This is a genomic window from Bowmanella denitrificans, from assembly GCF_039522935.1.
Lineage (GTDB): Bacteria > Pseudomonadota > Gammaproteobacteria > Enterobacterales > Alteromonadaceae > Bowmanella > Bowmanella denitrificans.
This window is the reverse complement of record NZ_BAAAEI010000020.1, coordinates 196684-221599: the sequence shown is the minus strand read 5'-3', so window position 1 is coordinate 221599 and position 24916 is coordinate 196684. Positions and strand designations below refer to the sequence as shown.

The following is a 24916-nucleotide window of genomic DNA, read 5'->3' as shown; positions in this document are numbered from 1 at the left end:
GCGACTTTACAAGCACTTTAGGCTACAATCCGCGCCTTGTTTTTAAACTGTTTCTACCCGGCGATACAGAGTGCCGGAGCCAGGAAACGGTCTGATATCAGCCAAACAGCAGCAGAGAGTCCCGTGGCCAGCAAAGCTTATTTAGAACAACTGAACAAACGACGCACCTTTGCGATTATCTCGCACCCGGATGCCGGTAAAACCACCATCACCGAAAAGGTCCTCTTGTTCGGAAATGCCATTCAAAAAGCCGGTACTGTCAAAGGGCGTGGTTCTAACCAGCATGCCAAATCTGACTGGATGGAGATGGAAAAAGAGCGGGGCATCTCGGTCACCACCTCGGTGATGCAGTTCCCTTATGCTGATTGCCTGGTTAACCTGCTGGATACCCCAGGACACGAAGACTTCTCCGAGGATACTTATCGCACCCTGACGGCAGTAGACGCCTGTTTGATGGTGATTGATGCGGCGAAGGGGGTAGAAGATCGTACCCGCAAACTGATGGAAGTGACCCGTCTGCGTGATACGCCAATTCTGACCTTTATGAACAAGCTGGATCGCGATATCCGCGACCCCATGGAATTGCTGGATGAAGTGGAAACCGAGCTGAAGATCGCCTGTGCGCCTATTACCTGGCCCATTGGTTGCGGTAAGGAGTTTAAAGGGGTTTACCATATCCACCGCGATGAAAGCATTCTGTACCAGTCTGGTCAGGGCCATACCATCCAGGCAGTGCGAATTGTAAAAGGGCTGGATAACCCCGAGCTGGATGCTGCCGTTGGCAGTTCTCTGGCTGGCCAGTTACGTGACGAACTGGAACTGGTAATGGGGGCCTCTCACGAGTTTGATCAGGCCGCTTTTCTGGCCGGTGAATTGACCCCGGTCTTTTTCGGTACTGCCTTGGGTAACTTTGGCGTGGATCATATGTTGGATGGCCTGGTGAAGTGGGCACCGCGTCCGCAAAGCCGCCAGACCGATGTGCGCGAAGTCAGTGTCGAGGAAGAAAAATTCAGCGGTTTTGTGTTTAAGATCCAGGCCAATATGGATCCCAAGCACCGCGATCGTATTGCCTTTTGCCGTATCGTGTCAGGCCGTTATGAGAAGGGCATGAAACTGCATCAAACCCGTATCGGCAAAGATGTACGTATATCTGATGCCCTGACCTTTATGGCCGGTGACCGTGAAGCCGTAGAAGAGGCCTTTGCCGGCGATATTATCGGCTTACACAACCATGGCTCGATTCAAATCGGCGATACCTTCACCGAAGGTGAAAAGTTGAAATTCAGTGGCATTCCTAACTTTGCCCCTGAGCTGTTCAAACGTATCCGTTTAAGAGACCCGCTTAAGCAAAAGCAATTGCAAAAGGGCCTGATCCAGCTGTCTGAAGAAGGTGCGGTGCAGGTCTTCAGGCCACTAATCAATAACGATCTAATCGTTGGCGCGGTTGGGGTATTGCAGTTTGATGTGGTGGTAGCCAGGCTGAAAGCTGAATATAACGTTGATGCCATTTATGAGCCGGTAAACGTGTCAACGGCACGCTGGGTATATTGTGACGATGCTAAAAAGCTGGATGAGTTCCGCCGTAAAGCTGAAGTGAATCTGGCCCTGGATGGGGGCGACAACCTGACCTACATCGCACCCACTATGGTGAATCTGTCGCTGGCGCAAGAGCGCCATCCGGATATCAAGTTCCACAAAACCCGCGAACATTCTTAAGCCGCCGTCGTACAGGATTACAGAGACCATGAATATTTACGAACTGCTACTGGATAAATTCAAACACGCATTGACTAAAGTCGGCGCGCCAGAAGGCGCCCAGGCGCCGCTGACCCGCAGCACCCGTCCTGAGTTTGGTGACTACCAGTTTAATGGAGCCATGGCGCTTGCAAAAGTATTGGGCCAAAAGCCACGGGATATCGCCGAGAAGATTATTGAGGCGGTGGAGCTGGATGGCATTGCTAGCAAACTGGAAGTGGCCGGTCCGGGCTTTATTAATATTCACCTTTGTAGCCAATGGCTGGCGGCCCAACTGGATAGTGCCGCCCAGGACCCGCGTTTGGGCATTGAAAAGGAAGCCGCCAACACTGTGGTGGTGGATTACTCCTCGCCCAATTTGGCTAAAGAGATGCATGTTGGCCACTTAAGAACCACCATCATTGGTGATGCCGTGGTGCGTATCCTGGAATTTATGGGCCATAAGGTGATCCGTCAGAACCATATGGGCGACTGGGGAACACAGTTCGGTATGTTGCTGGCGCATTTCAGTGATCAGCTTCAGGAGCAGGTTGCCGAAACAGCCTTGTCGGATCTGGAAGACTTCTATCGTGCCGCTAAAGTGCGTTTCGATGAGGAACAGGGCTTTGCTGACCGTGCCAGAGACTATGTGGTTAAACTGCAAGGCGGCGACAGCCAATGTCTGAAACTCTGGCAGCAGTTTGTGGATATCTCTATCGCCCATTCTGAAGAGGTTTACCAGAAGCTGAACGTGACCCTCAAGCGCGAAGATATTATGGGTGAAAGTGCCTACAACGCGCGCTTGCCTGGCATTGTCAGTGCCTTAAAAGAGCAGGGCCTGGCCGTGGAAGATCAGGGTGCACAAGTGGTATTTATCCGGGAACTGGCGGACAAGGAAGGCAACCCGGCGGTGTATATCGTACAAAAGTCCGGTGGTGGCTACTTGTACTCCACCACCGATTTGGCCGCCATGCAATACCGCTCTTTTGAACTGGGGGCTGATCGTATCCTGATCCTGACCGACGCCCGTCAGGCGCTGCACTTTAAACAGACCGAAATTGTCGGCCGCAAAGCCGGTTTTATCCGCGAGCAGACCAGCTATGAACATTGTCCCTTTGGCATGATGCTGGGCAGTGACGGTAAACCTTTCAAAACCCGCACCGGCGGCACAGTCAAACTGGCTGAGCTCTTGGACGAAGCGGTGGAACGTGCCTCTGCATTGATTGCTGCCCGAGACAGTGATCTTAGTGCTGACGAGGTAAACCAGGTGGCACAAAAGGTCGGGATTGGTGCGGTTAAATACGCTGACCTTAGCAAGAACCGCACGACAGACTATATGTTCAGTTGGGACAGTATGCTGGCCTTTGAAGGTAACACGGCGCCCTATCTGCAGTATGCCTACACCCGAGTGCAGAGCATTTTCCGCAAAGCCGGCGTGGATGCGGCGGGTCTGACGGCAAAGATTCAGTTGTTGGAACCTCAGGAACGCGCATTGGCATTGCAACTTAGCCAATTTGTTGAAGCCATAGTGCAGGTTGAGCGCGATGCTACCCCGCACGTGTTGTGTGCTTATCTGTATGATTTGGCCAGTCAGTTTATGAGTTTCTATGAAGCCTGCCCAATTTTGAAAGATGGGGTGGAAGAGGACGTGCGTAACAGTCGCCTGCAACTGGCCGGGTTAACCGCCAGAACCTTGCACACCGGCCTGAATTTACTGGGTATTGATACTCTCGAGAAAATGTAAGCCAGCTCTCTGAACGAGAACCCATAAAAAACGCCGGTACAGCACCGGCGTTTTTTGGTTTTAAATCATCGGCAACAGCCGATGATCTTTGTGTTTATCAGAAGCTATATTTAACCCCTGCAGTGTAAACACGGCCATCAATATCATATAACTTCATGGAGGTGGCACCTGTATCAGCGGTCCAGCCCAGGTTATCGTCAATGGATGGATCTTCGTCGGTTAGGTTACGCACACCCACAGAGATCTCCAGGCCGTCGATACCTGTCCAGATAGCGTTGATGGAGTGCATATCCCAGGCGGCGAAACGGCCTTTGGAATTGGCTTCCATGCTGTCGATCCAGTTGTAGCGGTAGTTCACTGCAAAGTCACCGATACTGTACAACAAGTTAAAGTTGGCACGGTTTGCCGGATACTCTTCCATGCCTTCACGCTCAATGACTGTTCCTACCAGCTCATCTTCGTATTTGGCAATATGAGACCATTGAATTTCTGGCGCGAAGCTACCGTATTCAGTGTCAAACTGATACTGCAGACGCAGATCCATACCTGTCACTTCACGGTAGCCCAGGTTGGCATTGACGTTGATCAGACCGCAGTTTGGCGCTTTTTCGGCAACACACAAGGTGATAGACCCAGGTATACCATTGCTGCTGGGGGCGCGGTTGATGACTACACCTGCCGGTAGGTTGCCTTCTTGCTCAAGTTTGAAAAGATCCTCAAACTCAGGAGAAGTGACCAGACCTTCAATTTCTACATTGTAATAATCTAGGCTGACCAGCAGTTTGTCGATTGGCTCAAGCACCAGCCCCAGATTGTAGGATTCGGACGTTTCCGCTGCCAGTTGCAGGTTACCGCCTGTGTAAGTTTCTACCTGTGCTTTGGGACAATCTTTATCGCTGATACCCTGGGCGCGACAGCGGGTCAGATCCTGTACGCCTTCGAAAGATTGCTGTGGCTTGGCGTACAAGTCAGTCAGGTTCGGTGCTTTAAAGCCCTGACCATATGAAGCGCGAACCTTTAACCACTCGGCTACCTGATAACGTGCGGCGATTTGCGGCGACACTTCAGAGCCAAAGTCACTGTAGTCGTCATAACGTACGGCCAGGCTGATATCAAAGTCATTGGTTACCGGCAGCTTGGTTTCGGCAAAAGCCGCCCAGCGGTCACGGCCGCCACTGGCGGAGTTGCCGGCAGAGCCTAAAACATTCTGAGCTTCACGATAGGAGTCATAGATATCCTGGTATTCTTCATCGGCAAATTCTGCCCCGGCCGCCCATTGTACGGCACCACCAGCCAGGTCAATCGGCAGATCGCCACTAAAGCTGGTTTGTACAGACCAGTAGTCTGAACGTAAATCACGGGACAACGTCGCGCGGCTGGCAGCTATAGCGGCCAGATGCTTGGGATCGCTGGACATAGGGTCAACATAGTTATAGTCGCCACTTGCCACCAATGCTTCAATATTGGACGTCAGCACATAGTTATTACCAGCCTCTGAGCCACGGTAGTCGTATTTACGTACGCTGACATCATAGTCCACTGCACCGTCAAAAATAACGCCATTAAAACCGGCTACCAGATCCATCTCTGTGACATCCTGACTATCATCGCGCGGGCCGTGCGCGACAAAACGGTGATACAGGATAAAATCTTCCCCAACCGGGTTGATGGGGGCATCGGCACCGACCAAGAAACCGCCGATGGCCGGCGCGAAACGACCGGAAGACTCCATTCTGGACAGCCTTCCTTCAAAATACAGTTGGTGGTTTTCCCCTAAGTCGCGACGGGCGTCGACAAAGGCTGAGTAACGCTCGGTATCCATGGTGGAGTAGGAGATATCGCTGTAGATATATCCGCAGCCTTCACCCGGCACATCCAATGGGTTTCTCATCTTCATATAGAAGCTTTCGTCACATTCACCCACAATAAATGCGCGTGATTGATCCATTGTCAGGCCAGTGTTGCCGCCGCCATTGGCACCGGTGACATCGACTCCATCAATAGGGTAGCCGTCTGAATCTTTCACATTCAGCTTCGAATAGTCGCGGTCACGATCGGCAATATGATCTTTCTTGGTGTATTCAAAAGAGAACAGCACGCTGGATTTATCATTAGATGAACCCGTGGTGAATTTTACCGACTTACGATCAGCACCATCGCGGCTGGGCGCTTCAATGGCAGCATCGATAATGCTGCCATCAAAGTCACTCTTCATAATAATATTGATTACCCCACCAATGGCATCCGCACCATAAATGGCAGAGGCGCTGTCGGTCAGAATTTCGATATTCTGCACGGCCGACAGAGGGATAGAGTTGATATCGACAGAGGATGAACCGGTAAAAGGGTTCCCCGGGACGCGGCGGCCATTAATCAGCACCGCGGTTCTGTCTGCCCCCAGGCCTTTCAGGTTTACCTGGGCGATAGGGCCAAAGCTGCTACCGGAGCTTTCACGGTAAGAGCCCATGGTATTGTATGAGGTGGAGCGGATAACATCGGCTACGTTTTCAAAGCCTGCTGCTTCAATGGCGTCGGCGGTAATCACAGTAACAGGGCGCGGCGCGTCCGATACCGTGGTGGCAATGCGCGAGCCGGTCACCGCGATTTTTTCTACACTTTGTTCCTGTTGAGCCTGAGCCATGGCCTGGGTGGCAAATGTGCTTGCCACACCCAGTGTCAGCGCCAGATTAACTGAACGAGACAATCTGGATTGCTTTTGCATGTGTTAGTTCCTTTTCTGTATTTTTGTATTTAGATGTCCGAACGCGGACGAAGAAGAGGCAAGCGGCGCTGTTTATTACCGCTGTCCTTTACCCGCCAGCAATGGTTTATGACTAGCGACGGGAACTGCTGAGAAAGCAGTGGCGGGACTCTAAAGGGGCTTTTATTTGGATACAAGCGACAAAGACAAATTGTAACAAATACAAAATCTTAGTGTCGATTTTTGGGCTGTTGAATCGCGTTGATGGCTGAATCTTTTTTGTACCTATCGCCTTGCTGCTGAGGTTGGGCGGCGCTAAAAACAATCCAGAGATACAGGCTGGGATATTTATTGTGCTCGCAGGTCGATTTGACCATCTGATTGAACTGTTTAAAGTTTGCAAAACCATAGTGATTAGCTATTTCTATATAACTCAATGAATTAGTTGGAACAGCTTATGTGGTTTAGGCGTAGTCATGCCGATGACGTCGTTCATGCCATTCATCAGACGCAGGCGGTTATCGAATTTTCACTGGAAGGTATTATTGAGACTGCCAATCAGAATTTTCTGCAATTAATGGGTTATCAGCTAAAAGAAGTGCAAGGCAAGCATCATAAAATATTTGTTGATGCGCAAACCGCCAGCAGTAAAGCCTATCAGGAATTCTGGGCACAACTTCGGGCTGGCAAACCGCAAACTGCAGAGTTTCGGCGTATTACCAAGTCTGGTGCCACGGTGTGGATCCAGGCATCTTACACCCCCATTTTCAGAAAAGGTAAGATTGAACGAATCGTTAAATTTGCTACAGACATTACCCAACAGGTTTTAACCCGAGCCAATTATCAGTCACAACTGGATGCGATTCAGCGTGCCCAGGCGGTCATTGAATTTGATCTGGACGGTAAAATCCTGCATGCCAACGACAACTTTCTATCCTTAATGGGCTATACCCTGGCAGAAGTGAAAGGCAAGCCCCATGCTATGTTTGTTGATCCGCATGAGGCGGCATTACCGGCATACCGGCAGTTTTGGCAGCGACTTCGTGAAGGGCGCTATCAGACCGCAGAGTACAAACGCATTGCCAAGGGGGGCAGACCTGTTTGGATCCATGCCACCTATAATCCGATCCTTGGACCGGACGATACGCTGTTAAAAATAGTGAAGTTTGCCAGTGACATCACTGAAGAAGTGCAAAAACGAGAGGAATTTAAATTACTGTCGCTGGTGGCCAATGAAACAGATAACACGGTGATTATTACTGATGTGGAACGTAAAATTCTCTATGTAAATAATGGCTTCAGCCGTATGACCGGTTATGTGCAAGAGCAAGCGGTAGGGCAGTTTGTCAGGGATATTCTGGTCGGCCCCAGAACCGACGACGTAACGCGCCGGCGTATTGTCGATGAATTGTCAAAACCGGCAGCGTTCTACGATGAGATAGAAATACATCGGCATGATGGCACATCACTCTGGGTGTCTGTTACCAGTAATCCTGTGCATGCGGAAGATGGCAGCCACAATGGTTTTATTGCAATTCTGGCAGACATTAGTGCGGTAAAAACCACGGCACTGGACTATCAAACCCGCTTTTTAGTTATTAGTCGTTCCAACTTACTGATCGAGTGGGACAATAACGGTCAATTGCTTGAGGTAAACAACTACCCTAAAGAACATTTTAATGTCGACAATCAGTTATTTGCTAAAGCAATGGGAAACTGGGCAGGCTGCTTAAATACTGAGCAACGTCGGTTTTTAGCAGAGAAAGACCTGGTTTCGGCTGAAGTTGCGGTGAACCTGAATGGTCATGGCTATGTTATTGCTGCCACATTCGGACAAATTCGCACTGTCACCGGCGAACCAAACAAAGTGATTATGTTTGGTACTGATGTGAGCGAACGTCAGGCTGTTGTTAATACCAGTGAGCAAGTGATGGAACAATTGCTGCAATCTGGTCAGCGCATCAACCAGATGGTGGCCAGCATTAATGCCATTGCTGACCAAACCAACTTGTTGGCGCTAAATGCCGCCATCGAGGCGGCCAGGGCCGGCGAGGCCGGCCGAGGGTTTTCTGTGGTGGCCGATGAAGTGCGCAATCTGGCCGCCAAGGCAGGCAGTTCGGCAGGGGAAATAAACCAAGTTGTTAGTACCAATCAAACCTTGCTGAATGACTTGTCAGACACTTTGAAGTTGCTGAATCGGCGTAATTAATCCACCACAAGCGGACTATTGTCTTATCTTGGCCAGTAATTCTGCGGTTTTTTCCTGCATCAAGGATGGATTACCGCGGCTTTCCACATTTAAACGAATCACCGGCTCGGTGTTGGACTTGCGTAGATTAAAACGCCAGTCGGCAAATTCAACACCTATGCCATCTGTATAGTCCAGCGCCAGGGCATCGGCCTGATAAGCGTCCAGCACCTTTTGCAAGGTGGCGTTGGCATCAACCACCACGCTGTTTATTTCACCAGAGGATGGGAACGCCTGAATACGTGCCTCAACCAGCTGTGACAGCGGGGTACCTGTAGTGCAGATAAGTTCAGCCACTAATAACCAGGGCAGCATACCTGAATCACAATAGGCAAAGTCACGGAAATAATGATGCGCGCTCATTTCTCCGCCATATACCGCATCTTCCAGTCGCATGCGTTCCTTAATAAAGGCATGGCCGGTTTTGCTTTTTACCGGGCGGCCACCTGCATGCTGAATGATATCTTCTGTATTCCAGTAGACTCTGGGGTCAAAGATGATAGCTGCCCCAGGGTCTTTCTGTAAAAAGGCCTGTGCCAGCAGCCCGACTATATAGTATCCCTCGATAAAGTGACCTTTTTCGTCAAATAAGAAGCAGCGATCAAAGTCGCCATCCCAGGCGATGCCCATATCGGCATTATGCGCTTTTACCGCTTCGGCTGTTTGGTCGCGACATTCCGGCAATAACGGGTTGGGAATGCCCTGTGGAAAGGTGCCATCCGGTTGGTGATTGATTTTAATAAATTCCACCGCGCAGCCAGATTGATGCAGGGCTTTTTCAATACAGTCAAGGGCTGGTCCGGCGGCACCGTTACCTGCATTGACCACCAGTTTCAAAGGCTTAAGATGGTTGGTATCAATGTAGCTCAACACGTGGGCGGTAAATGCTGTTTTGTTGTCTTGCAACTGATAGCGGCCACTGGCAAGGAGCTTCTCCTGTGCCACGCAGCCATGCCCCTGTTCAAAGCTACCTTCTAACGGGGTAGTTGCATAGCCAGCCAGGGCGGCAGCAACCACATCTTGTGCATAACTTTCAGCCAGCGTCTGCACGTCAAACAGGCCGGTATCGCCGCTTATAGGACGCGAACCTTCGCGCACCAGCTTCATACCGTTATAGTCGATGGGGTTGTGGCTGGCAGTAACCACAATGCCGCCGTCCTGATGTAAGTGGCTGGTGGCAAAGTAAATCTCTTCAGTACCCACCAGGCCGATATCGGTCACCTCGGCTCCGCCGTCTATCAGGCCTGCACTTAAGGCAAATTTCAGCGGTTGTGAACTTAGGCGTACATCACCCCCTACCACCACGGATTTGGCTTGCAGGTGCTGGGCAAAGGCGCGGCCGATACGATATGCAATGAACTCATCCAGTTGCTCTACCAACTTGCCGCGAATATCGTAAGCCTTAAAACAGTGCATTTTCATCCGCCGTTATCCTTCTTTTTGTTCCGTGCGGCCATACCGGTCTGAAAAACGCACAATATCGTCTTCACCAACATATGAACCAGACTGCACTTCTATCAGCTCCAGCGGTATTTTTCCTGGATTTTCCAGACTGTGCACAGCACCGATGGGAATATAGGTGGACTCGTTTTCGGTGAGCAGAAATGTCTGCTCATCACAGCTGACCCTGGCGGTACCCGCCACCACTATCCAGTGTTCGGCTCTATGGTGGTGCATTTGTACGGACAGTTTCTCGCCCGGTTTGACACAAATGCGTTTAACCTGAAAACGACTACCCTGATCCAGTGAATCGTAGCTGCCCCAGGGCCGAAACACTTCGCGGTGAAATTCAAATTCTGGGCGTTTTTTCGCTTTAAGTTTGTCTACTACCTTTTTAATGTCCTGTACTTGGTCTTTGTGTGCTACCAATATGGCATCCTTGGTTTCCACTACCACCACATTATCTATGCCAACTAACGCGATCAGTCGCTGTTCGGCATTGACGTAGCTGTTATGTACGTTTTCCAGGATTGCATCGCCTCGTACCACGTTACCTTTGGCATCTTTTTTCTGCACTTCCCATAAAGACGACCAACTTCCCACATCACTCCAGCCGGCATCCATTGGCACAACAGCGGCAGCGTCGGTCTTTTCCATGACTGCATAATCAATTGAGTCTGAGGGGCATGCAGCAAAGATGTCACTGTCTACACGGACAAAATCCAGATCCTGACTTTCACTGGCAATGGCCTGACGACAAATATCGACAATCTCAGGTGCATGCTGTTCCAGTTCTTGCAGGTAGCGGCTGGCCTTGAACATAAACATACCGCTATTCCAAAGGTAAGCGCCGGATGCGAGGTATTGTTCTGCTGTGTTAAGGTTCGGTTTTTCCACAAATTCGGCCACGGCGAAACCATCACTGCTTTGTATGGCGTCACCCCGGCGGATATAGCCATAGCCTGTATGGGCGCAAGTGGGCACAATGCCAAAGGTAACCAGTTTGTTTTGTCTGGCTAGTTGTTCTGCCTGGGATATGGCCTGATAGAAGGCCGGAATATTTTCAATTAAGTGGTCTGCCGCCAGTACCAGTAGAATCGGGTCTTCCCCTTTTTGCGTGGCATGCAGGGCGGCAAGGGCGATGGCCGGAGCGGTATTCCTGCCAACAGGTTCAAGCAGAATGCCGTCATGGTGAATCCCGGCCTGAAGCAACTGTTCGGCCACGATAAATCGATGCGCTTCGTTACACACAAACACCGGGGCATCATGCGCCAGACCGTTCAGTCTTGTCAGGGTATCCTGCAGCATGCTGTGCTCTGATGTAAGGCTTAAGAACTGCTTAGGAAAGGCCGCCCGGGATTTAGGCCACAGACGACTGCCTGTTCCGCCAGCCATAATAATGGGTTTCATATGTGATCTTCCGACTTGATTTTTTACAAGCATAACATCGGCTTGTTGCCAGGGGTATAGGGCTGGAAGAGGGAAAGAACTGGATGGCGCGGCACGTCCCTGTGCCTGACAACAGGGCCGTTACTTCACTGTGGCTTTTCCTATCAGGGCTTTGACGGTTTGCTTGCCAATACCCTGAATCTTGGCGAGATCTTCTATGGACTGAAAGTTACCGTTGTCCTGGCGATATTTCACAATGGCTTCAGCCTTACTTTTGCCGATACCTGGCAATTGCATCAGTTCCTTGGCCGAGGCAGTGTTAACATTAATTGCTGACATACTGGCCTCAGTTTGTACCGCCCTGTCCTTGGTTACATCCTTATCTGATGCCAGGGCGGGGGCGGTGATGCCCAGCATCAAGAGCGACAACAGTAAGTACTTTTTCATATCCTTTTCCTTCTATTCCTTGTCATAACGCTGAGCGTCGCATTCAAGTGTAGACCTAGTTTGATGTTTTTTTGGTCAGTGGTAAGGAATTTTTAATACTGTTTGTCCCTGGACATCGCCGCTCATTCGCCTCCATGCGATCGCGGCATACCGTCCATCCCTGGACATCGCCGATGAAAGCTCCTTGCAACATCGGCATACAGTCCATCCCTGGACATAAAAAAGCCGGTCAGGGACCGGCTTTAGTGTTGTGGGGCACGCTTACAGGCGTTCTAACACTGCCTGGGTAAAGTCAGTGGTGCCATGTGAACCGCCCAGATCGCGGGTAGTACGGTCACCTGACTCAATCACTTCCTTAATGGCGGCACGAATCCTCTCGGCTTTATCGGCCATACCCAAATACTCCAGCATTTGAATGGAAGCCAGGATCACTGAGGTTGGGTTGGCCAGATTCTTACCAGCGATATCCGGCGCTGAGCCATGTACCGCCTCGAAAATAGCACAGTCTTTACCGATGTTGGCACCTGGGGCCATGCCCAGGCCGCCAACCAGGCCGGCGCACAGATCAGACAAAATATCACCGAACAGGTTGGTGGTAACAATCACATCAAACTGATGGGGATTCATCACCAACTGCATACAACAGTTATCGACGATCATCTCTGTTGACTCAATTTGCGGATAACGCTGAGCGACCTCACGGGCCACCTTGAGGAACAGACCAGAGGTCGACTTCAGGATGTTGGCTTTGTGAACCGCAGTGACCTTCTTGCGGCCTTCACGTACAGCCAGTTCGTAGGCAAAGGTGACAATGCGCTCTGCACCTTCGCGGGTGATCTTACTCATGGCTTCCGCTTCGCTACCATCAGCAGATACAACCTGACCAAGACCGGAATACATACCTTCGGTATTTTCACGAACCGTGATGATATCAATATTTTCGTAGCGTGCTTTCGTGCCTTTAAATGATAGTACCGGGCGCACATTGGCATATAGCTGGAACTTTTTGCGCAGGCTGACGTTGATTGAGGTGAAGCCTTCGCCCACAGGTGTGGTCAGGGGACCTTTCAGTGTCACCTTGTTGCTGGCAATAAGATCCAGCGTTTGTTGAGGGAGCAACTCACCGTGTTTTTCCAGTGCCACCAGGCCTGCGTCGGCATAGTCATAGGCAAAATCACAGCCGGCCTTTTCCAGGATTTGAATGGCTGCATCAACGATGTCCGGACCAATGCCGTCACCACGAATAACAGTAATACGCTGTTGAGTCATGAAGAATTCCTATGTCTGTCGTCAGGCTGACCCATTGGCAAAGATTACACTATGGGCGATGGGTTCCGGTTATTGTCAGTACCGGAATTATGGGCGCGTTTTATAGCACTTTAGCCGATAATTTTCCAGCTGATAGCGCCAAAGTGCGGGAAATGCCCCACGCTTATCCAGACAAAGGACAGTAGCAATGGCTTTGCTCTATGGCTTGCCATTTGACCATTTGGCATTGTGCTGTGTTGATATCTAATAAGTTTATTGCTGCCAGGTGGTATGGGCAGTTGTCATCCAGTGTTTCAGCAAACCAGATATGCCTTGCTATCATCAAACTAAGTCCCAGCAGACAGGCTGAGGCGCGGATACCAACCGGCATATCATGTGGCATGTCCGCATGGTATTTAAGTGCTTGCAGTAACTTGTGCTGTTGATGCCAGCCTTCTGCCAGCTTTAAGGCATGAATTTGCATATCTGCGGACTGCGGAATGAGTCCGCTAAGTGCATAGGCCGGGGTTGCCGGCTTGGGCAATTTGACCATGATCTTGACGGCTGGATGGGTGAAAAGACCGGCGCAGGCGAAATATCCAAGGGTCATGGCTTCATCACTATCCAACGAGGCATGCTGATGTGCCAGTGCTTCCATAATTCTCACCACGAGCTGGGTGAATTGTAAAAGGCTTTCCTGCAAGGGGAAGAAATGCTGATTCAACCTGCTGATTAAGGCTTGCTGGATCAATAAGTGGCGGGTTCGTTCCAGCCCCTGAAACAGCAAGGCGTGTTTGACTTCCGACATTCTTAGTTTAAGTCTGGTACGACGGCTGGCATCTTCACTTAACTGACGGGCTAAGAAACCTTCATCGGCAATATGTCTGGCCAGATTGTCCAGATCTGCTTCCGGGTGCCCAAGCAGGTCCTGTATGACGATAAGTTTGGCCGGAGGCTGGCTAATTGGATAAGTGGATTTACTCTGGGCCGACAGAGTGGGGGAAACCTCACAAGCCTGTTGCCAATCTGAATTCCAGCAGCTCTCAAAGACACTGACATTCGGGAAACACAGCCTGGGGTGAATGGCATTCACGTTGTCATACGATATCCATTCCACACTTTGCCCTAAGTCATTGTCTGAGTCGGGGACACCTCTGACTATTACACCCGCATCTGAAACGGACAGCACCATAGCCAGCCGCTGGTCGGCGAGTTCGATATGGCTGCCAGGCGGTATTCCCCCTGGGAACGGATAAAGCCCGTCCATCAAGGGTAAAAAAGTAGGAGGAAGTTTTTGTGCGACTGCTTGAATTGCTTCATCAAAATGCTTTTCCAGCATTTTGTCAGCCAGCAATGTGGCAAATACCAGCAGGCGCTGTGTCGTCGACAGCCTGTGCAATGCCCGGTAAAAACCTTGCTTTCCAGCATGGGGTAAAAGGTTATGCAACATCAACGCGCCGCTGTACCAAAGCGGCTGATTACATTGCTTTAGCCAGCGAAGCAGGAGCTGATACTTCTGATTGTCTTGTATCACTGAATGGCAAAGCGTGGCGCACAACAAGCTTTGTGCAACGCTATCGTTAACCGACATACGTTGGCAAAGCAACTGAGTGATAATAAGTCTGCGTAAGGTTTGCTGACTTTGCAGGGCAAGGGATTCTAACCTGATAAGGGCCAGAGCAGTGAATTGGTCACAAGCCTGGCTGGCTTGTTTAGCTTGCCTGGCTACGGCCAGGCATTGACGTAGCAGCGATGTGCTCAGTGTTGCCAGATTAGCTTGTTGTTCAAGTTCTTGCAGGGCCGCTAAGAGCTGAATGCCGGGACTTGATGTTGAACTCACTGCCAATCCAGATACTGCTGGTAAGCTCCTTCTCCCCAGGCGATCAGTTGATCATTCTTAAACAGCAAAGGTGTACATTCATTCATGGTGGTAATGCCATCAGACTCCATATGTTGGGTACGATAGAACATTACCTGCAGCTTATCATCCTGGCTGTGCTTGGCTTCGCTGATATCCGGTGAACCGAGTAACTCAATAATGGCTTGTCTTGCTGTACCAAGCTCCAGCTTGCCGACTTGCACTTTGTTGTATTGTTCACGGTCCTGCCAGTCCATGGAATCAGGATCATCCGGATAAAATAATAGTACCAGCACCGCGAAGAGCAGGTAGATAATCAGTCCGAGGCCAATTCTTTTTGCAATGGTTTTATTCATAATTATTGTGCGTTATTACTGCCTACCGCTAAAGTCTACACAAAACACAGCGCCAAGACAGTGGTCTTAGGCGCTGATATTGAGCGCTTGATCTTTATTTCACCAGTTTATAGCAAGGGTGATACTGACTACCAGGCAGCTTCATCCGATGTTGGGTAACAAAAGACTGAAGTAGTTCGTCCAACATCTTCATTAATTGCAGATCGCCGTTTATTTCAAATGGACCCTGTTCGCGAATTTGCCTGACGCCTTCGGCCTTAACGTTACCTGCGACTATGCCTGAAAAGGCACGTCTCAGCGAAGCCGCTAATTGGGCTTTAGGCTGATTCATATGCAAATTCAGCGATTTCATATTGTTATGAGTTGGCGCGAAAGGCATTTGAAACTCTGGGTCTATTTTAAGGGCCCAGTTGAACTGGTAAGAATCGCCCCGCATCTTGCGGTACTCTGTGATATCTGCCTGGCTTTGCTTGATGGTTCTGGCGACCTCGGCTGGGTCATCGACGATAATGGTGTACAAACTTTGTGCTTGTTTACCTAAGGTTGCACCGATGAATTGATCAATGCTGGCAAAATAATCCTCACATTCTTTGGGGCCGGTCAGGATAATGGGCACCACCTGATCCTGGTTCTGCTCATGCAACAGAATACCGAGCAAATACAGTAATTCTTCTGCGGTTCCAACGCCGCCGGGAAAGATCACTATGGCATGGGCGATACGGACGAACGCCTCCAGGCGCTTTTCAATATCCGGCATAATCACCAGTTCGTTGACTATGGGATTGGGGGGTTCGGCAGCGATAATGCTGGGTTCGGTAATCCCCAGATAGCGACCGTGTCTGACCCGCTGTTTGGCGTGCCCTATCGTGGCGCCTTTCATCGGACCTTTCATGGCGCCTGGACCACAACCGGTACAGATATTTAACTCGCGCAGTCCCAATTGATAGCCAACTTCTTTGGTATATTTGTACTCCAGCTCACTGATGGAGTGTCCACCCCAGCATACCACCATGTTCGCGTCACCACTGGGACGGATAACCTCGGCATTACGCAGCATATCAAAGACCATATGGGTGATATGGATAGATTCAGACTGTTCGACCAGCAAGTTGTTCTGGTAACGGGCGCCCATATGTAGCAAATCCCGCAACACAGCAAATAAATGCTCATGAACCCCTTTGATCAGTTTATCGTCTACAAAAGCCAGAGCAGGTGGGTTGACCAGTTCAATCTTCACCCCGCGTTCGCGGCGCAGAAGGTTGATCTCGAAATCTTCATAGGGAGAAAATATGTTTTCGTAGTTGTCTTCATGGGCGCCACTATTCAGCACTGCCAGGCTGCAATTGCGAAACAGTTGGTAAAGTTCGCTGGAGGTGGATTTTTTCAGTCTGTCTACTTCCAACTGGGACAGCAGACTCATGGCCCCGATAGGGTTTAGCTGTACAGTTTTTTTCATTATCATCCTTTACTGATTATGCAGCGGTTTCGGCCCTGATGCTTAGCTTCGTATAGTGCGCGATCGGCACGCTCGAAGACGGTGTCAACGTCATCTTCACGGGAAAAGCCAGCAGCACCAAGTGATACTGTGATACTGACCGCTTGCTCTTTGAATTTAAAGGGGATTTTTTCAATTTGTTGGCGAATTTTTTCCAGCACGCTATCCAATTCTGCAATGGGGGTTTGCGGAAACAAGATTACAAACTCTTCCCCACCCCAGCGGGCTAAAAAGTCTGTGGAGCGCAGACATTTGGCAATTTGCTGGGCAATAACCTGCAAAGTCTTGTCGCCCCCAGCGTGGCCATATTTATCATTAATACCTTTAAAGTGATCGACATCAACCAGAGCCAGGCTTAAGTCGGTGCCGTATCGGCGCCAGCGCCGATATTCCAGCTCGACCCTGTCATTGTAAGCATAACGGTTGGGGATCTGAGTCAGAGGATCATGATGACTATGGTATTTTTGCTGTAATAGCTTTTGTTTGTATTCAGATGCTTCTTTTTCGAGCAAGGTCAGTTGATCCTTCATATCCCTTAACAGGTTCATCAGCACCAATTGCTCTTCTTTGTCGGCCCGTTCACGGCTGTCTAACGTGGATGCTATCTTGCTCAGGTAGTCGCAGGCCTGTTGTTTTAGTAAAGACAGGTCATGGGCTTCCCCTACTGCCAGTTCGATACCCTGAAGATGTTGGCGCAGTTGCTGATTACTTTGTACCTTGATTTGATATGCCGCCTGACTGTCTTTGAGTGAGCGGCCCACCGCCTGGCTGACATTATTCAAGGTTGAATGCAAACTGGTTATAAAACGCTCGGCTTGTTTTCTGTCTTTGAGCACATCCTTCAATAGACAGCGTACGATCACCAGACAGCATTCCAGCAGTTCACTGCGCTGCAGACCATGATCGAGCCGCTGGCGGATTTCTTGTAACTCTTCGTCCTTACTGGCGCCGGACAGTTGCAACACCAGTTCCCGTAATTCGCAGACCAGTTGTTGGTGCAATCGTTGCTCATCTTGGTCAGAGGAAGGCTTGGTTATCTTGTTGCCTTGTGTAGCGGGGCTTTCGGCCAGCGCTCTTTGGTAGAGTGATAAGACTTTTTCTAAATAGGCCTGACCAGTATAAATCGATGCATAACTTTGTCGGATAGTTTGCAGAAATTGCTGAGAGTCCTCTTTCAGGGCCTGGGGCACATCTGGGGTTTCACGTAACTGTTGAATGGCATCTTCCAGCAGGGCCTGAAACTTGGCATTCTGCTGGCGGCTGTGGTCAGCATTGTCCATCAGCAACCCGGTCAGTTTGCCGATACTGACTTCCGCCAAAGTAAAGTTAACCTTGCCCCCCAAATGCCCGCGTAACACCTGAAGTTCCTTGTCAAGCAGGGGGTTTACCCCATCATAGAATTTGCTGAGTCTTAAAATAAATTGCGACAGCGTATCAATTTGATGCTTAAAGCTACGCAGCACTTTCTGCTGGTTCTGGGAAGACAGATCTAATCGCACAGTATTTGTTTGTGACTCATTATCCATGCCAATGGGTCCTTACTTTCGGCTCCGTGTCAGACCAATGGATTGGGCTGTCAGCTCATCGCGTTGCGAGGTACGATCGTCAGTATAATGGTTATTTATCTGGGTATAAGCAATTTTTTTAAGAATATCGGGGAGTTGGGCGTATATACAGGAGCGCTCAGGCAGAAAAAACAAAGGGATGGCAAGCCATCCCTTTGTTTCAGTCGTCGTTCAATGGACGTTTGACCAGATAGTAGGGTAACCGGTCATTTTTATTATTGTTAAGAGGCATGTGTGTTCTAGTCCTGTTATCAACAACTGCGGACATTTTACACAGTTAGCTTTAAAGTGAAAGTGGTTTTGTAATTATTCTTGTAGGCTTTCAGTTTTACTGGCGAATCAGTCGCAAATTGGCATAGGGAGATTCAAAATTACTTCTGAAAGGATTGATGTCCAAACCACCGCGACGGGTGTAGCGTGCATAAACAGTCAGATTCTGAGGCTGACACTGCTGCAGGATGTCGCAAAATATCCGCTCGACACACTGTTCGTGAAACTCGTTATGTTGCCGGAAAGATATCAGGTAGCGTAACAGACTCTCCGGTTGGATTTCGTTTCCGCTGTAGCGAATTAAAACACTAGCCCAGTCTGGTTGGCTGGTGATCAGGCAATTGGATTTGAGCAAGTGACTGATATGACTTCGCTCTACCAACTTATCGGTACAGACCAGCAATTGAGGATTGGGTTGATATTCACTTACCTCAATATCCAGATCATCCAATAAATCAGCCTGATAATGCTGGATTTGGTAATCCTTGGTGGCGTCGAGGTCATGTAAACTGACCTTAACCTTTTCTCCGGCACAATGGGATAAGTCCCTGCTAAGTGTGGCTTGTAGTTCATCCCGGCCGCCAATCTTCCACTGATTGAAGCTGTTCAAATATAGCTTGAAAGACTTGGATTCAATTAAGTTTGGGCTACTGGCTGGGATCTCAACCTGCATCAGGGCTACACAGGGTTTACCCTTAAGATTCAGCCAGGATAGCTCATAACCGTTCCAGATATCCACACCGTGGAAGGGTTGAGTATCCACACATTTCAACGCTTGCCGATTCATACTGCGAGGTACGGCCTGCAACAGATCCGGTGTGTATTGGTCAATGTATTCTGAGACTTTACCCAGGCTGAGATGGGCCAAGGTATCGGTGGCTTTCTGCTCTGTCATCATCATTCTATGCAGGTTAAACTGACACTATTCTAACGTTTTTCGTGTTCAATCAATAGATATGCAAGTTGCCAGTAGTCTACAAACCTTTGTTCAGCGTTATGTTCAATATTATCAGCAATCTGGGCGGCCCTTGCTGACTGACTGGGATGCGAACTGGCTTTCTCCTTGCCAGATTGGCGAGACTGATGCCGCTGGACAGATTATATGGCAGCCTGTGGCCAGAGTCGGGCTCGCTGACTTTGTTGATACCGAACGGGCGTTGGAGCTTGAGTTTCACCCGGATATCAAGGCGTTTTATAGCGCATATTGGAGTGAGAATCTGACGGCCCATACTTCCAGGGGGGACTTACAATTGCTGTTGCCCTGGAATGAGGATGACTTTATTCGCTTGCAGCAAAATTTGATTGGTCACGTGCTGATGAAAAAGCGCTTAAAGCAGCCTGTCACCCTGTTCTTTGCGGTGACGGATGATGATGATTTTATTCTCAGCCTGGACAACCACAGCGGTCAGGTGGTGCTGGAACGCGTGGGTTTACCTGCCTCAGAGGTGCTGGCGGATAATCTCAGCTGTTTTCTTGACGGTCTGGCACCAGGCCCAGGCGAGGTTTAGGATTTGCCCAACTGCTGATGAATCTGAGCAACCAGAGCGATAAGTTCTGACATCTGCTTTTCCAGTCTATCTACCCGTTGTGACAAAGACGGAACCTGTTGCTCGGTTTCTGCCACGGGTTTGGCCTTGGCCGCTAATGCCTCGGGTGCCTGTTTCCACTTTTGTAATACCGACAGAATGTCGGCCAGCGGCAGTGGCTTTTGTGCTCTGGACTTTATCAGAGCCACTGAGGGGGCTTTCCCTGCCGCCGATAATTCCTTGCATAACGACAAAATATAGTCCGCATTGTTCATAGTATTGGTCAATTTGGCTATCTAGTGGTGAATAGAGTCATTCTAACACTACCTAAGCATGGCACTGATATTAAAAAGTGTTTTAATATCAGTGTTATACAACTTGGTTCGTCTCTTGCTTACACCCATTCACATCAACCAACTGTCCAACAAGACGAGGAAAATAATGAATAAATGGATAGCTGCGATTACGTTAAGTTTGGCTGTAGGCAGTTTATCTGGCTGTATAATTTCGGTTAAACCTGATCAGTATCATCAGGCAGATTGGGAGAAACGTGAAAGCCAGAATCGCCAAGAGATTGCCAGGCTAAGCCCAGGGTTAAGTCTGGAAGAAATTACTCACCGCCTGGGGGTACCCGATTTTAGCGAGTATCACGATCAAAATGGCCAAAAGGTCCAAGTCTTGTTTTATCGTACCCATCGAAATCATGGTGATGGTGTAACAAGCAAGGATGAATGCACACCTCTGGTGTTCAAAGATAACCACTTAAGTGGCTGGGGCGACGAGGCCTATCGGACATATTAGTCTGAACCTAATGCTTACTCATTGATCAGCGCAGCCTGTTGTTGAGCTGATCAATGACTTCAGCCCACTCCGCATCATCAGTCAAGGCATGCTGAATAAAACTGCTTTGAGACGAGTTCCAGAAGGGTGCCTGCTCCAGCTTGACCCGGCTGTCTAAGCCTTTATGACGGTCTATAAAGCGGTTTATCGCTCCTTCGTCACTGGCGAGCCCCAACTGGTTAAATAGATCGTTAATGCTTGGACTGTTGATGTTCATACCTTCCTCCACGAAGATAACAAAATGTTAACAAATTCCCCGTGCTGGGTTATTGTCTTATCTACAACTATAGACAACTTCTGTTGGAAACGGCATGAACCTGGCGTTGGCAAAAGATAAAGTAAAAGCGGTATTCCTGGCGGCTGAAGATCTCAAGATCGCTGCTTCGATTTTATACCAGGCTTACCATGATGATCCGCTGTTTATGAATATATTTCAGGCCGATAAAGAGGGCTACGAAGAGCGACTACGCGCTGCTATCCGTGAAGAACTGCATACTTTTTGGATCGCCAAACAGCCTATGGTCGGGTTATTTGAAGGCGAACGACTGTTGGCAGTGGCCTGCCTTATTCAGCCCAACGCCAGCCTGGGACCCAATCGTTTCTGGCATTGGCGTTTAAAAATGTTGTTGACCGCTGGATTCCTGGGCACCCGACAAATGGTTGAGAAGGAGCAAAAGGTCAGAGAGCAGGTGCCGGCAGGACGTTACCATATGCTGTCGTTTATTGGTGTGCATCCGGATCATCAGCATCGTGGCTTGGGGCATGTATTGATGGGGGCCATTGATACCTTGATGGATGAAGATAGATCCAGTGAAGGGGTTGCAGTATTTGTCACTTTGCCCAAATGTCTTGGCTTTTTTGAGGACGGTGACTACGGGTTAGTGAAAGAATTACAGGTTGGCCGTATCGCTGGCCACTTGATGTTTCGGCGAAAAAAATAGCACTTTGCTTAGCGTTTGCGCAGCTTTATTTGGACTGAGCATTTGGCCGTTGTCAGACGTGTAAGACAAAGGCCGCTTTCTTTGTAAGACATTTCTCACAAAACTGTAGGATAAACCGCTTTTGTTTATGCCGACAAACTCCTACGACTTTTCTTAATCTATTGAAATGTAAAGTTTATTGGTCTTTTCTTCTTGTCTGTCATAGTGCATTTATGTTGTCAGCCTGAATTGGGGGTATGGCAAATAATCCCCTGTGCTTTATCTTTATCCCTGTCACAAGGAAACACGATGGGTCAGGGAAGAGTTTTGGATACCTTCAGGATGAAGGGCAGGGATGAAGCCTAAGGAGAAGGCAAAAGGAACAGCTTCAGGGGGAAGCTAAAGGAATAACTTCAGGATGAAGTAAATGGACAACCCTGGGAGAGGGGAATCGCGCCACAATGGAGGCAGCGTACAGGGATAAGGGAGCGGGATCCACTCAGGACGAGTGTCTTACTCAGGGAGAGTAAGGGCAAACGGATTGGATTCCAGATGGAACCGGAACAAGGATGATAGTGGCAAAGGTATGCCGTAAAGGGAGTTAGTATTTGGTAGGGGCGTGGTCTGATGACCACGCCTTTATTCTTTTTGGCGCCTTGGTTTGGCGGGGTCAAACCCGGTAAGGCGGCAACTGGGTATCTGTTACTTGCATTCCACGCATAATTAAACTGCCCTGATAGGTATCCTCGCCGTTACCGGAAAATTCAAAATCAAATTCACAGTACCAATCCAGTTTGCCGTGAAAAGGACGAATTCTGGTCTTTCTTCTGGACAGAGAAATAAGCTGTAAGCCTTGCTTATTGCAATAGTCCTGCAGATAGCCATAGGCTTTTTCACTCATAGCCCTGACTCGCCAGAATTGCCAGGCCAGCGCCAGAATCACCATCATTAATAGCAGGTCAGCCAGATTCATTGCTGTTGCTCGCTAAATAGTCGTCCGATGGCCTGGGTAAGGGCGGGACTTTTGTCTGTGCTGCGCAGCATGGCCAGCATAGCTGTTCTGAGCTGCGGCAATCTGACCAGATCTGCAAACACTGGTGCAAACAAATCCGGCGTATGTTCAGCCACAAGATTTATATAGGGTGAAAGCAAGTCATGGGGTAGCAGCCTGTGCCAGTGACGCCCGGAAATCGTTATCAGCAAATCGCTGTCAATTTGCTCACCTTGCAGCAGCTTGCTGAGTGTATCAGCCACTAATCCATCAGCCTGACTTTGGCTGAGAGCCCGTAATCCAGCTATTTGCCAGGCTGGCTGTGTCGGGTGTGCCGCCATCTGTGCCAGTATAAACTCACTCAGACCGACATCCAGTTGGTGATTTTCCAAGGAATTCAATAAGGTTAGCTGCACCTGTTGATGTAATGCAGTAAATTGACTGATAAACAATTGGCGTGTCTTAGGGTCGTCCAGACTAGCGGCTAAATCAGCCAGTCCTTGCAAGGCCAGGGATTGCCACTCCTGATCCGCAGGGGCACGAATATAAGCCTGAACATTAGCCAGGTGTTCTGATTCGGGTAATTTCATCGCCTTACGCACTAAAGCGTTAAAATCTGCCATTTGTTGTTGGCCCGGAACAAAGCCATAAGGATGTTCCGGCAGGGTGTCTGGCGAGGCGTTGTCCATCTGTTTGCCCAACGCTTCTAATACAATGCCCAGGAAATGATTGCGGGCGGCACTGACCAACATTCCTTGCTCGTCCAGTGGCAGTTTTAAAAACCAGATGTACTGCTGATGACTAAGCTGCTTATTCCAGAACAACACAGCCAGCCAAGCATAGCCAAGTCGGGGATAAGGATGGGCCTTGCGGTTATTTTCTATATCCAGAAAGGTTTGCGGATCCAGCTTACGGATCGCGCGGCCTAAATCATATACCCGGTACTGACAGCCGGATTGCAGCAGGAATTCACTCAGTGTACTGATACTGGTCATGTTACTCTTGGACTTTTCGCCCCTCCGATTGGAGGTGCACCATATTGCCTTAATTTGAAGCAGGCAAGTATAACCCGATAGATATAGCATGTCAGACTTTGTAAAACGTAAGCTAAGCCACAAGCTCCTCACTAAACTCACCAATGCAATGCAGCATGCGGGTCTATGGCACAAACAAACCCCAGCGGCTGGAGCGTTGTTAAGTCAGGCACCATTTTGTGTGGATACCCTGCAGTTTGAACAATGGTTACAGTTTGTTTTTCTGCCGCGCATGAATAGCATTATCACTCAAGATTTACCTTTGCCTGGCACTATGGCGCTGCTCCCCATGGCCGAGCAAAGCTGGGGTGACAGAGTTGATCTCTCTGCTGTGCTGACGGTGTTGTCGCAGATAGATGACTTATATGCACCCATGCCGACCTTACCCGTATTGTATCAGGATGACTACCTGGTGGCGGTGCACAAGCCGGCCGGGTTGCTGGTGCATCGCAGTGTGATTGACAAGTACGAGACACGTTTTGCCATGCAGGCCGTGCGCGATCAAATTGGTCAGCCAGTGTATACCGTGCACCGCCTGGATAAGCCTACTTCTGGGGTATTGTTATTCGCTCTTAGCCAGGAAGCTGCCAGGCGGCTGACGGAGCAGTTTACTCAAGGGGCAATAAACAAAACCTACCGGGCCATTGTCAGAGGCTTTACCCCGGATGCCGGGCGCATCGATTATGCTCTTAAGGAAAAGCTGGATAAAATTGCCGATAAACAGGCAAAAACAGATAAACCAGCGCAGTCCGCGGTCACTGATTATAAAACCTTACAGCGATTTGAATTACCCTTTGCGGTCAGACCTTATCAAACTGCCCGTTATTCCCTTTTGGAGTTGTATCCGCAAACGGGTCGTAAGCACCAGATACGCAGACATATGGCACATATCCGCCATCCCATTGTCGGCGATGTGAATCACGGCGATGGCAAACACAATGCGTTGCTACGCCGTGAATTTAGTTTTAACGGACTGGGGCTGTGTGCCTGGAGTATGTCGCTGATACACCCTTTTACTCAACAGGCGCTGACAATCACACTTGAGCAGGAACCCAGATTCGATGCACTATTGACCCGTTGGCACGATTACCAAATTAAGGAGTAATAATA

21 protein-coding genes and 1 pseudogene are annotated in these 24916 nt (G+C 49.4%); 8 read left to right on the top strand and 14 right to left on the bottom strand.

Annotated features, from left to right (window positions below):
- Positions 1-123 precede the first annotated feature (123 nt).
- Positions 124-1716 carry a peptide chain release factor 3 gene (prfC, locus tag ABD028_RS16450; protein ID WP_343846292.1) on the top strand — a complete coding sequence of 531 codons (1593 nt, stop codon included), beginning with the start codon at positions 124-126 and terminating at the stop codon, positions 1714-1716.
- 28 nt (positions 1717-1744) lie between these two features.
- Positions 1745-3478, top strand: coding sequence for an arginine--tRNA ligase (argS, locus tag ABD028_RS16445; RefSeq protein WP_343846290.1), 1734 nt, complete (start codon positions 1745-1747; stop codon positions 3476-3478).
- Between the two features lie 97 nt (positions 3479-3575).
- On the opposite strand, the gene ABD028_RS16440 is transcribed toward argS, so the two are convergent.
- On the bottom strand, positions 3576-6200 hold the full coding sequence (locus tag ABD028_RS16440; protein WP_102796581.1) for a TonB-dependent receptor plug domain-containing protein: 2625 nt from the start codon (positions 6198-6200) through the stop codon (positions 3576-3578).
- A gap of 436 nt (positions 6201-6636) precedes the next feature.
- Here ABD028_RS16440 and ABD028_RS23310 point away from each other — a divergent pair.
- Positions 6637-7734: pseudogene (locus ABD028_RS23310) on the top strand (PAS domain-containing protein); the annotation flags it as partial.
- Positions 7735-7887: 153 nt separating this feature from the next.
- Positions 7888-8388, top strand: a complete 501-nt coding sequence (locus ABD028_RS23305; protein ID WP_425542126.1) for a methyl-accepting chemotaxis protein — start codon at positions 7888-7890, stop codon at positions 8386-8388.
- 15 nt (positions 8389-8403) lie between these two features.
- Here the strand turns inward: ABD028_RS23305 and ABD028_RS16430 are convergent, their stop codons facing one another.
- The 9 genes from ABD028_RS16430 to queF all read right to left on the bottom strand — a co-directional run bounded on the left by ABD028_RS16430 (position 8404) and on the right by queF (position 19393).
- Positions 8404-9849: a phosphohexomutase domain-containing protein gene (locus tag ABD028_RS16430; RefSeq protein ID WP_343846287.1), complete on the bottom strand. Its 1446-nt coding sequence runs from the start codon at positions 9847-9849 to the stop codon at positions 8404-8406.
- A gap of 6 nt (positions 9850-9855) precedes the next feature.
- Positions 9856-11277 carry a mannose-1-phosphate guanylyltransferase/mannose-6-phosphate isomerase gene (locus ABD028_RS16425; RefSeq protein ID WP_343846285.1) on the bottom strand — a complete coding sequence of 474 codons (1422 nt, stop codon included), beginning with the start codon at positions 11275-11277 and terminating at the stop codon, positions 9856-9858.
- A gap of 120 nt (positions 11278-11397) precedes the next feature.
- Positions 11398-11703 (bottom strand): ComEA family DNA-binding protein, encoded by a 306-nt coding sequence (locus ABD028_RS16420; RefSeq protein ID WP_102796586.1) that lies wholly within the window; start codon positions 11701-11703, stop codon positions 11398-11400.
- Positions 11704-11964: 261 nt separating this feature from the next.
- Positions 11965-12972 carry an isocitrate dehydrogenase gene (locus ABD028_RS16415; protein WP_102796587.1) on the bottom strand — a complete coding sequence of 336 codons (1008 nt, stop codon included), beginning with the start codon at positions 12970-12972 and terminating at the stop codon, positions 11965-11967.
- Between the two features lie 163 nt (positions 12973-13135).
- Positions 13136-14791, bottom strand: a complete 1656-nt coding sequence (locus ABD028_RS16410; RefSeq protein ID WP_343846284.1) for a hypothetical protein — start codon at positions 14789-14791, stop codon at positions 13136-13138.
- A complete protein-coding gene (locus ABD028_RS16405; RefSeq protein WP_102796589.1) occupies positions 14788-15165 on the bottom strand; it encodes a DUF3192 domain-containing protein in 378 nt (125 codons plus the stop codon). The genes ABD028_RS16410 and ABD028_RS16405 overlap by 4 nt, the downstream gene beginning before the upstream one ends.
- Before the next feature lie 94 nt (positions 15166-15259).
- Positions 15260-16621, bottom strand: a complete 1362-nt coding sequence (gene ppnN, locus ABD028_RS16400; RefSeq protein WP_102796590.1) for a nucleotide 5'-monophosphate nucleosidase PpnN — start codon at positions 16619-16621, stop codon at positions 15260-15262.
- A gap of 2 nt (positions 16622-16623) precedes the next feature.
- Positions 16624-18186, bottom strand: a complete 1563-nt coding sequence (locus tag ABD028_RS16395) for a diguanylate cyclase domain-containing protein (protein ID WP_343846282.1) — start codon at positions 18184-18186, stop codon at positions 16624-16626.
- A 367-nt stretch (positions 18187-18553) separates the two neighbouring features.
- Positions 18554-19393 carry an NADPH-dependent 7-cyano-7-deazaguanine reductase QueF gene (gene queF, locus ABD028_RS16390; protein WP_425542125.1) on the bottom strand — a complete coding sequence of 280 codons (840 nt, stop codon included), beginning with the start codon at positions 19391-19393 and terminating at the stop codon, positions 18554-18556.
- Positions 19394-19451: 58 nt separating this feature from the next.
- Between queF and syd the strand changes: the two genes are divergently transcribed.
- On the top strand, positions 19452-20003 hold the full coding sequence (gene syd, locus ABD028_RS16385) for a SecY-interacting protein (RefSeq protein ID WP_343846279.1): 552 nt from the start codon (positions 19452-19454) through the stop codon (positions 20001-20003).
- Here syd and ABD028_RS16380 read toward each other — a convergent pair.
- Entirely contained in the window at positions 20000-20296 is a 297-nt protein-coding gene (locus ABD028_RS16380; RefSeq protein WP_343846278.1) for a hypothetical protein, read from the bottom strand. The genes syd and ABD028_RS16380 overlap by 4 nt on opposite strands.
- A gap of 166 nt (positions 20297-20462) precedes the next feature.
- Here ABD028_RS16380 and ABD028_RS16375 point away from each other — a divergent pair, with 166 nt between their 5' ends.
- The gene (locus ABD028_RS16375; RefSeq protein WP_102796595.1) at positions 20463-20822 is read left to right on the top strand and encodes a DUF3192 domain-containing protein; all 360 of its coding nucleotides are present in this window, start codon (positions 20463-20465) and stop codon (positions 20820-20822) included.
- A gap of 25 nt (positions 20823-20847) precedes the next feature.
- Here the strand turns inward: ABD028_RS16375 and ABD028_RS16370 are convergent, their stop codons facing one another.
- On the bottom strand, positions 20848-21078 hold the full coding sequence (locus tag ABD028_RS16370) for a DUF2789 domain-containing protein (RefSeq protein WP_102796596.1): 231 nt from the start codon (positions 21076-21078) through the stop codon (positions 20848-20850).
- A 94-nt stretch (positions 21079-21172) separates the two neighbouring features.
- Between ABD028_RS16370 and ABD028_RS16365 the strand changes: the two genes are divergently transcribed.
- On the top strand, positions 21173-21802 hold the full coding sequence (locus ABD028_RS16365; RefSeq protein ID WP_343846275.1) for a GNAT family N-acetyltransferase: 630 nt from the start codon (positions 21173-21175) through the stop codon (positions 21800-21802).
- Between the two features lie 649 nt (positions 21803-22451).
- Here ABD028_RS16365 and ABD028_RS16360 read toward each other — a convergent pair.
- On the bottom strand, positions 22452-22754 hold the full coding sequence (locus tag ABD028_RS16360) for a DUF3301 domain-containing protein (protein WP_343846273.1): 303 nt from the start codon (positions 22752-22754) through the stop codon (positions 22452-22454).
- Positions 22751-23767: a DUF3549 family protein gene (locus tag ABD028_RS16355; protein WP_343846271.1), complete on the bottom strand. Its 1017-nt coding sequence runs from the start codon at positions 23765-23767 to the stop codon at positions 22751-22753. Before ABD028_RS16355 ends, ABD028_RS16360 begins: the two co-directional genes overlap by 4 nt.
- An 88-nt stretch (positions 23768-23855) precedes the next feature.
- Here ABD028_RS16355 and truC point away from each other — a divergent pair, with 88 nt between their 5' ends.
- Positions 23856-24911, top strand: a complete 1056-nt coding sequence (truC, locus tag ABD028_RS16345; RefSeq protein WP_425542124.1) for a tRNA pseudouridine(65) synthase TruC — start codon at positions 23856-23858, stop codon at positions 24909-24911.
- Positions 24912-24916: the final 5 nt, after the last annotated feature.

Excerpts from the sequence above, each read along its gene's own strand:
- ABD028_RS16440 (WP_102796581.1), bottom strand. The coding sequence starts at position 6,200 with ATGCAAAAGCAATCCAGATTGTCTCGTTCAGTTAATCTGGCGCTGACA.
- ABD028_RS16365 (WP_343846275.1), top strand. The coding sequence starts at position 21,173 with ATGAACCTGGCGTTGGCAAAAGATAAAGTAAAAGCGGTATTCCTGGCG.
- ppnN (WP_102796590.1), bottom strand. The coding sequence starts at position 16,621 with ATGAAAAAAACTGTACAGCTAAACCCTATCGGGGCCATGAGTCTGCTG.
- ABD028_RS16375 (WP_102796595.1), top strand. The coding sequence starts at position 20,463 with ATGAATAAATGGATAGCTGCGATTACGTTAAGTTTGGCTGTAGGCAGT.
- syd (WP_343846279.1), top strand. The coding sequence starts at position 19,452 with ATGCAAGTTGCCAGTAGTCTACAAACCTTTGTTCAGCGTTATGTTCAA.
- ABD028_RS16430 (WP_343846287.1), bottom strand. The coding sequence starts at position 9,849 with ATGAAAATGCACTGTTTTAAGGCTTACGATATTCGCGGCAAGTTGGTA.
- ABD028_RS16405 (WP_102796589.1), bottom strand. The coding sequence starts at position 15,165 with ATGAATAAAACCATTGCAAAAAGAATTGGCCTCGGACTGATTATCTAC.
- argS (WP_343846290.1), top strand. The coding sequence starts at position 1,745 with ATGAATATTTACGAACTGCTACTGGATAAATTCAAACACGCATTGACT.
- ABD028_RS16360 (WP_343846273.1), bottom strand. The coding sequence starts at position 22,754 with ATGAATCTGGCTGACCTGCTATTAATGATGGTGATTCTGGCGCTGGCC.
- ABD028_RS16425 (WP_343846285.1), bottom strand. The coding sequence starts at position 11,277 with ATGAAACCCATTATTATGGCTGGCGGAACAGGCAGTCGTCTGTGGCCT.
- ABD028_RS23305 (WP_425542126.1), top strand. The coding sequence starts at position 7,888 with ATGGGAAACTGGGCAGGCTGCTTAAATACTGAGCAACGTCGGTTTTTA.
- ABD028_RS16395 (WP_343846282.1), bottom strand. The coding sequence starts at position 18,186 with ATGGATAATGAGTCACAAACAAATACTGTGCGATTAGATCTGTCTTCC.
- ABD028_RS16370 (WP_102796596.1), bottom strand. The coding sequence starts at position 21,078 with ATGAACATCAACAGTCCAAGCATTAACGATCTATTTAACCAGTTGGGG.
- ABD028_RS16380 (WP_343846278.1), bottom strand. The coding sequence starts at position 20,296 with ATGAACAATGCGGACTATATTTTGTCGTTATGCAAGGAATTATCGGCG.
- ABD028_RS16415 (WP_102796587.1), bottom strand. The coding sequence starts at position 12,972 with ATGACTCAACAGCGTATTACTGTTATTCGTGGTGACGGCATTGGTCCG.
- ABD028_RS16420 (WP_102796586.1), bottom strand. The coding sequence starts at position 11,703 with ATGAAAAAGTACTTACTGTTGTCGCTCTTGATGCTGGGCATCACCGCC.
- ABD028_RS16355 (WP_343846271.1), bottom strand. The coding sequence starts at position 23,767 with ATGACCAGTATCAGTACACTGAGTGAATTCCTGCTGCAATCCGGCTGT.
- queF (WP_425542125.1), bottom strand. The coding sequence starts at position 19,393 with ATGATGACAGAGCAGAAAGCCACCGATACCTTGGCCCATCTCAGCCTG.
- truC (WP_425542124.1), top strand. The coding sequence starts at position 23,856 with ATGTCAGACTTTGTAAAACGTAAGCTAAGCCACAAGCTCCTCACTAAA.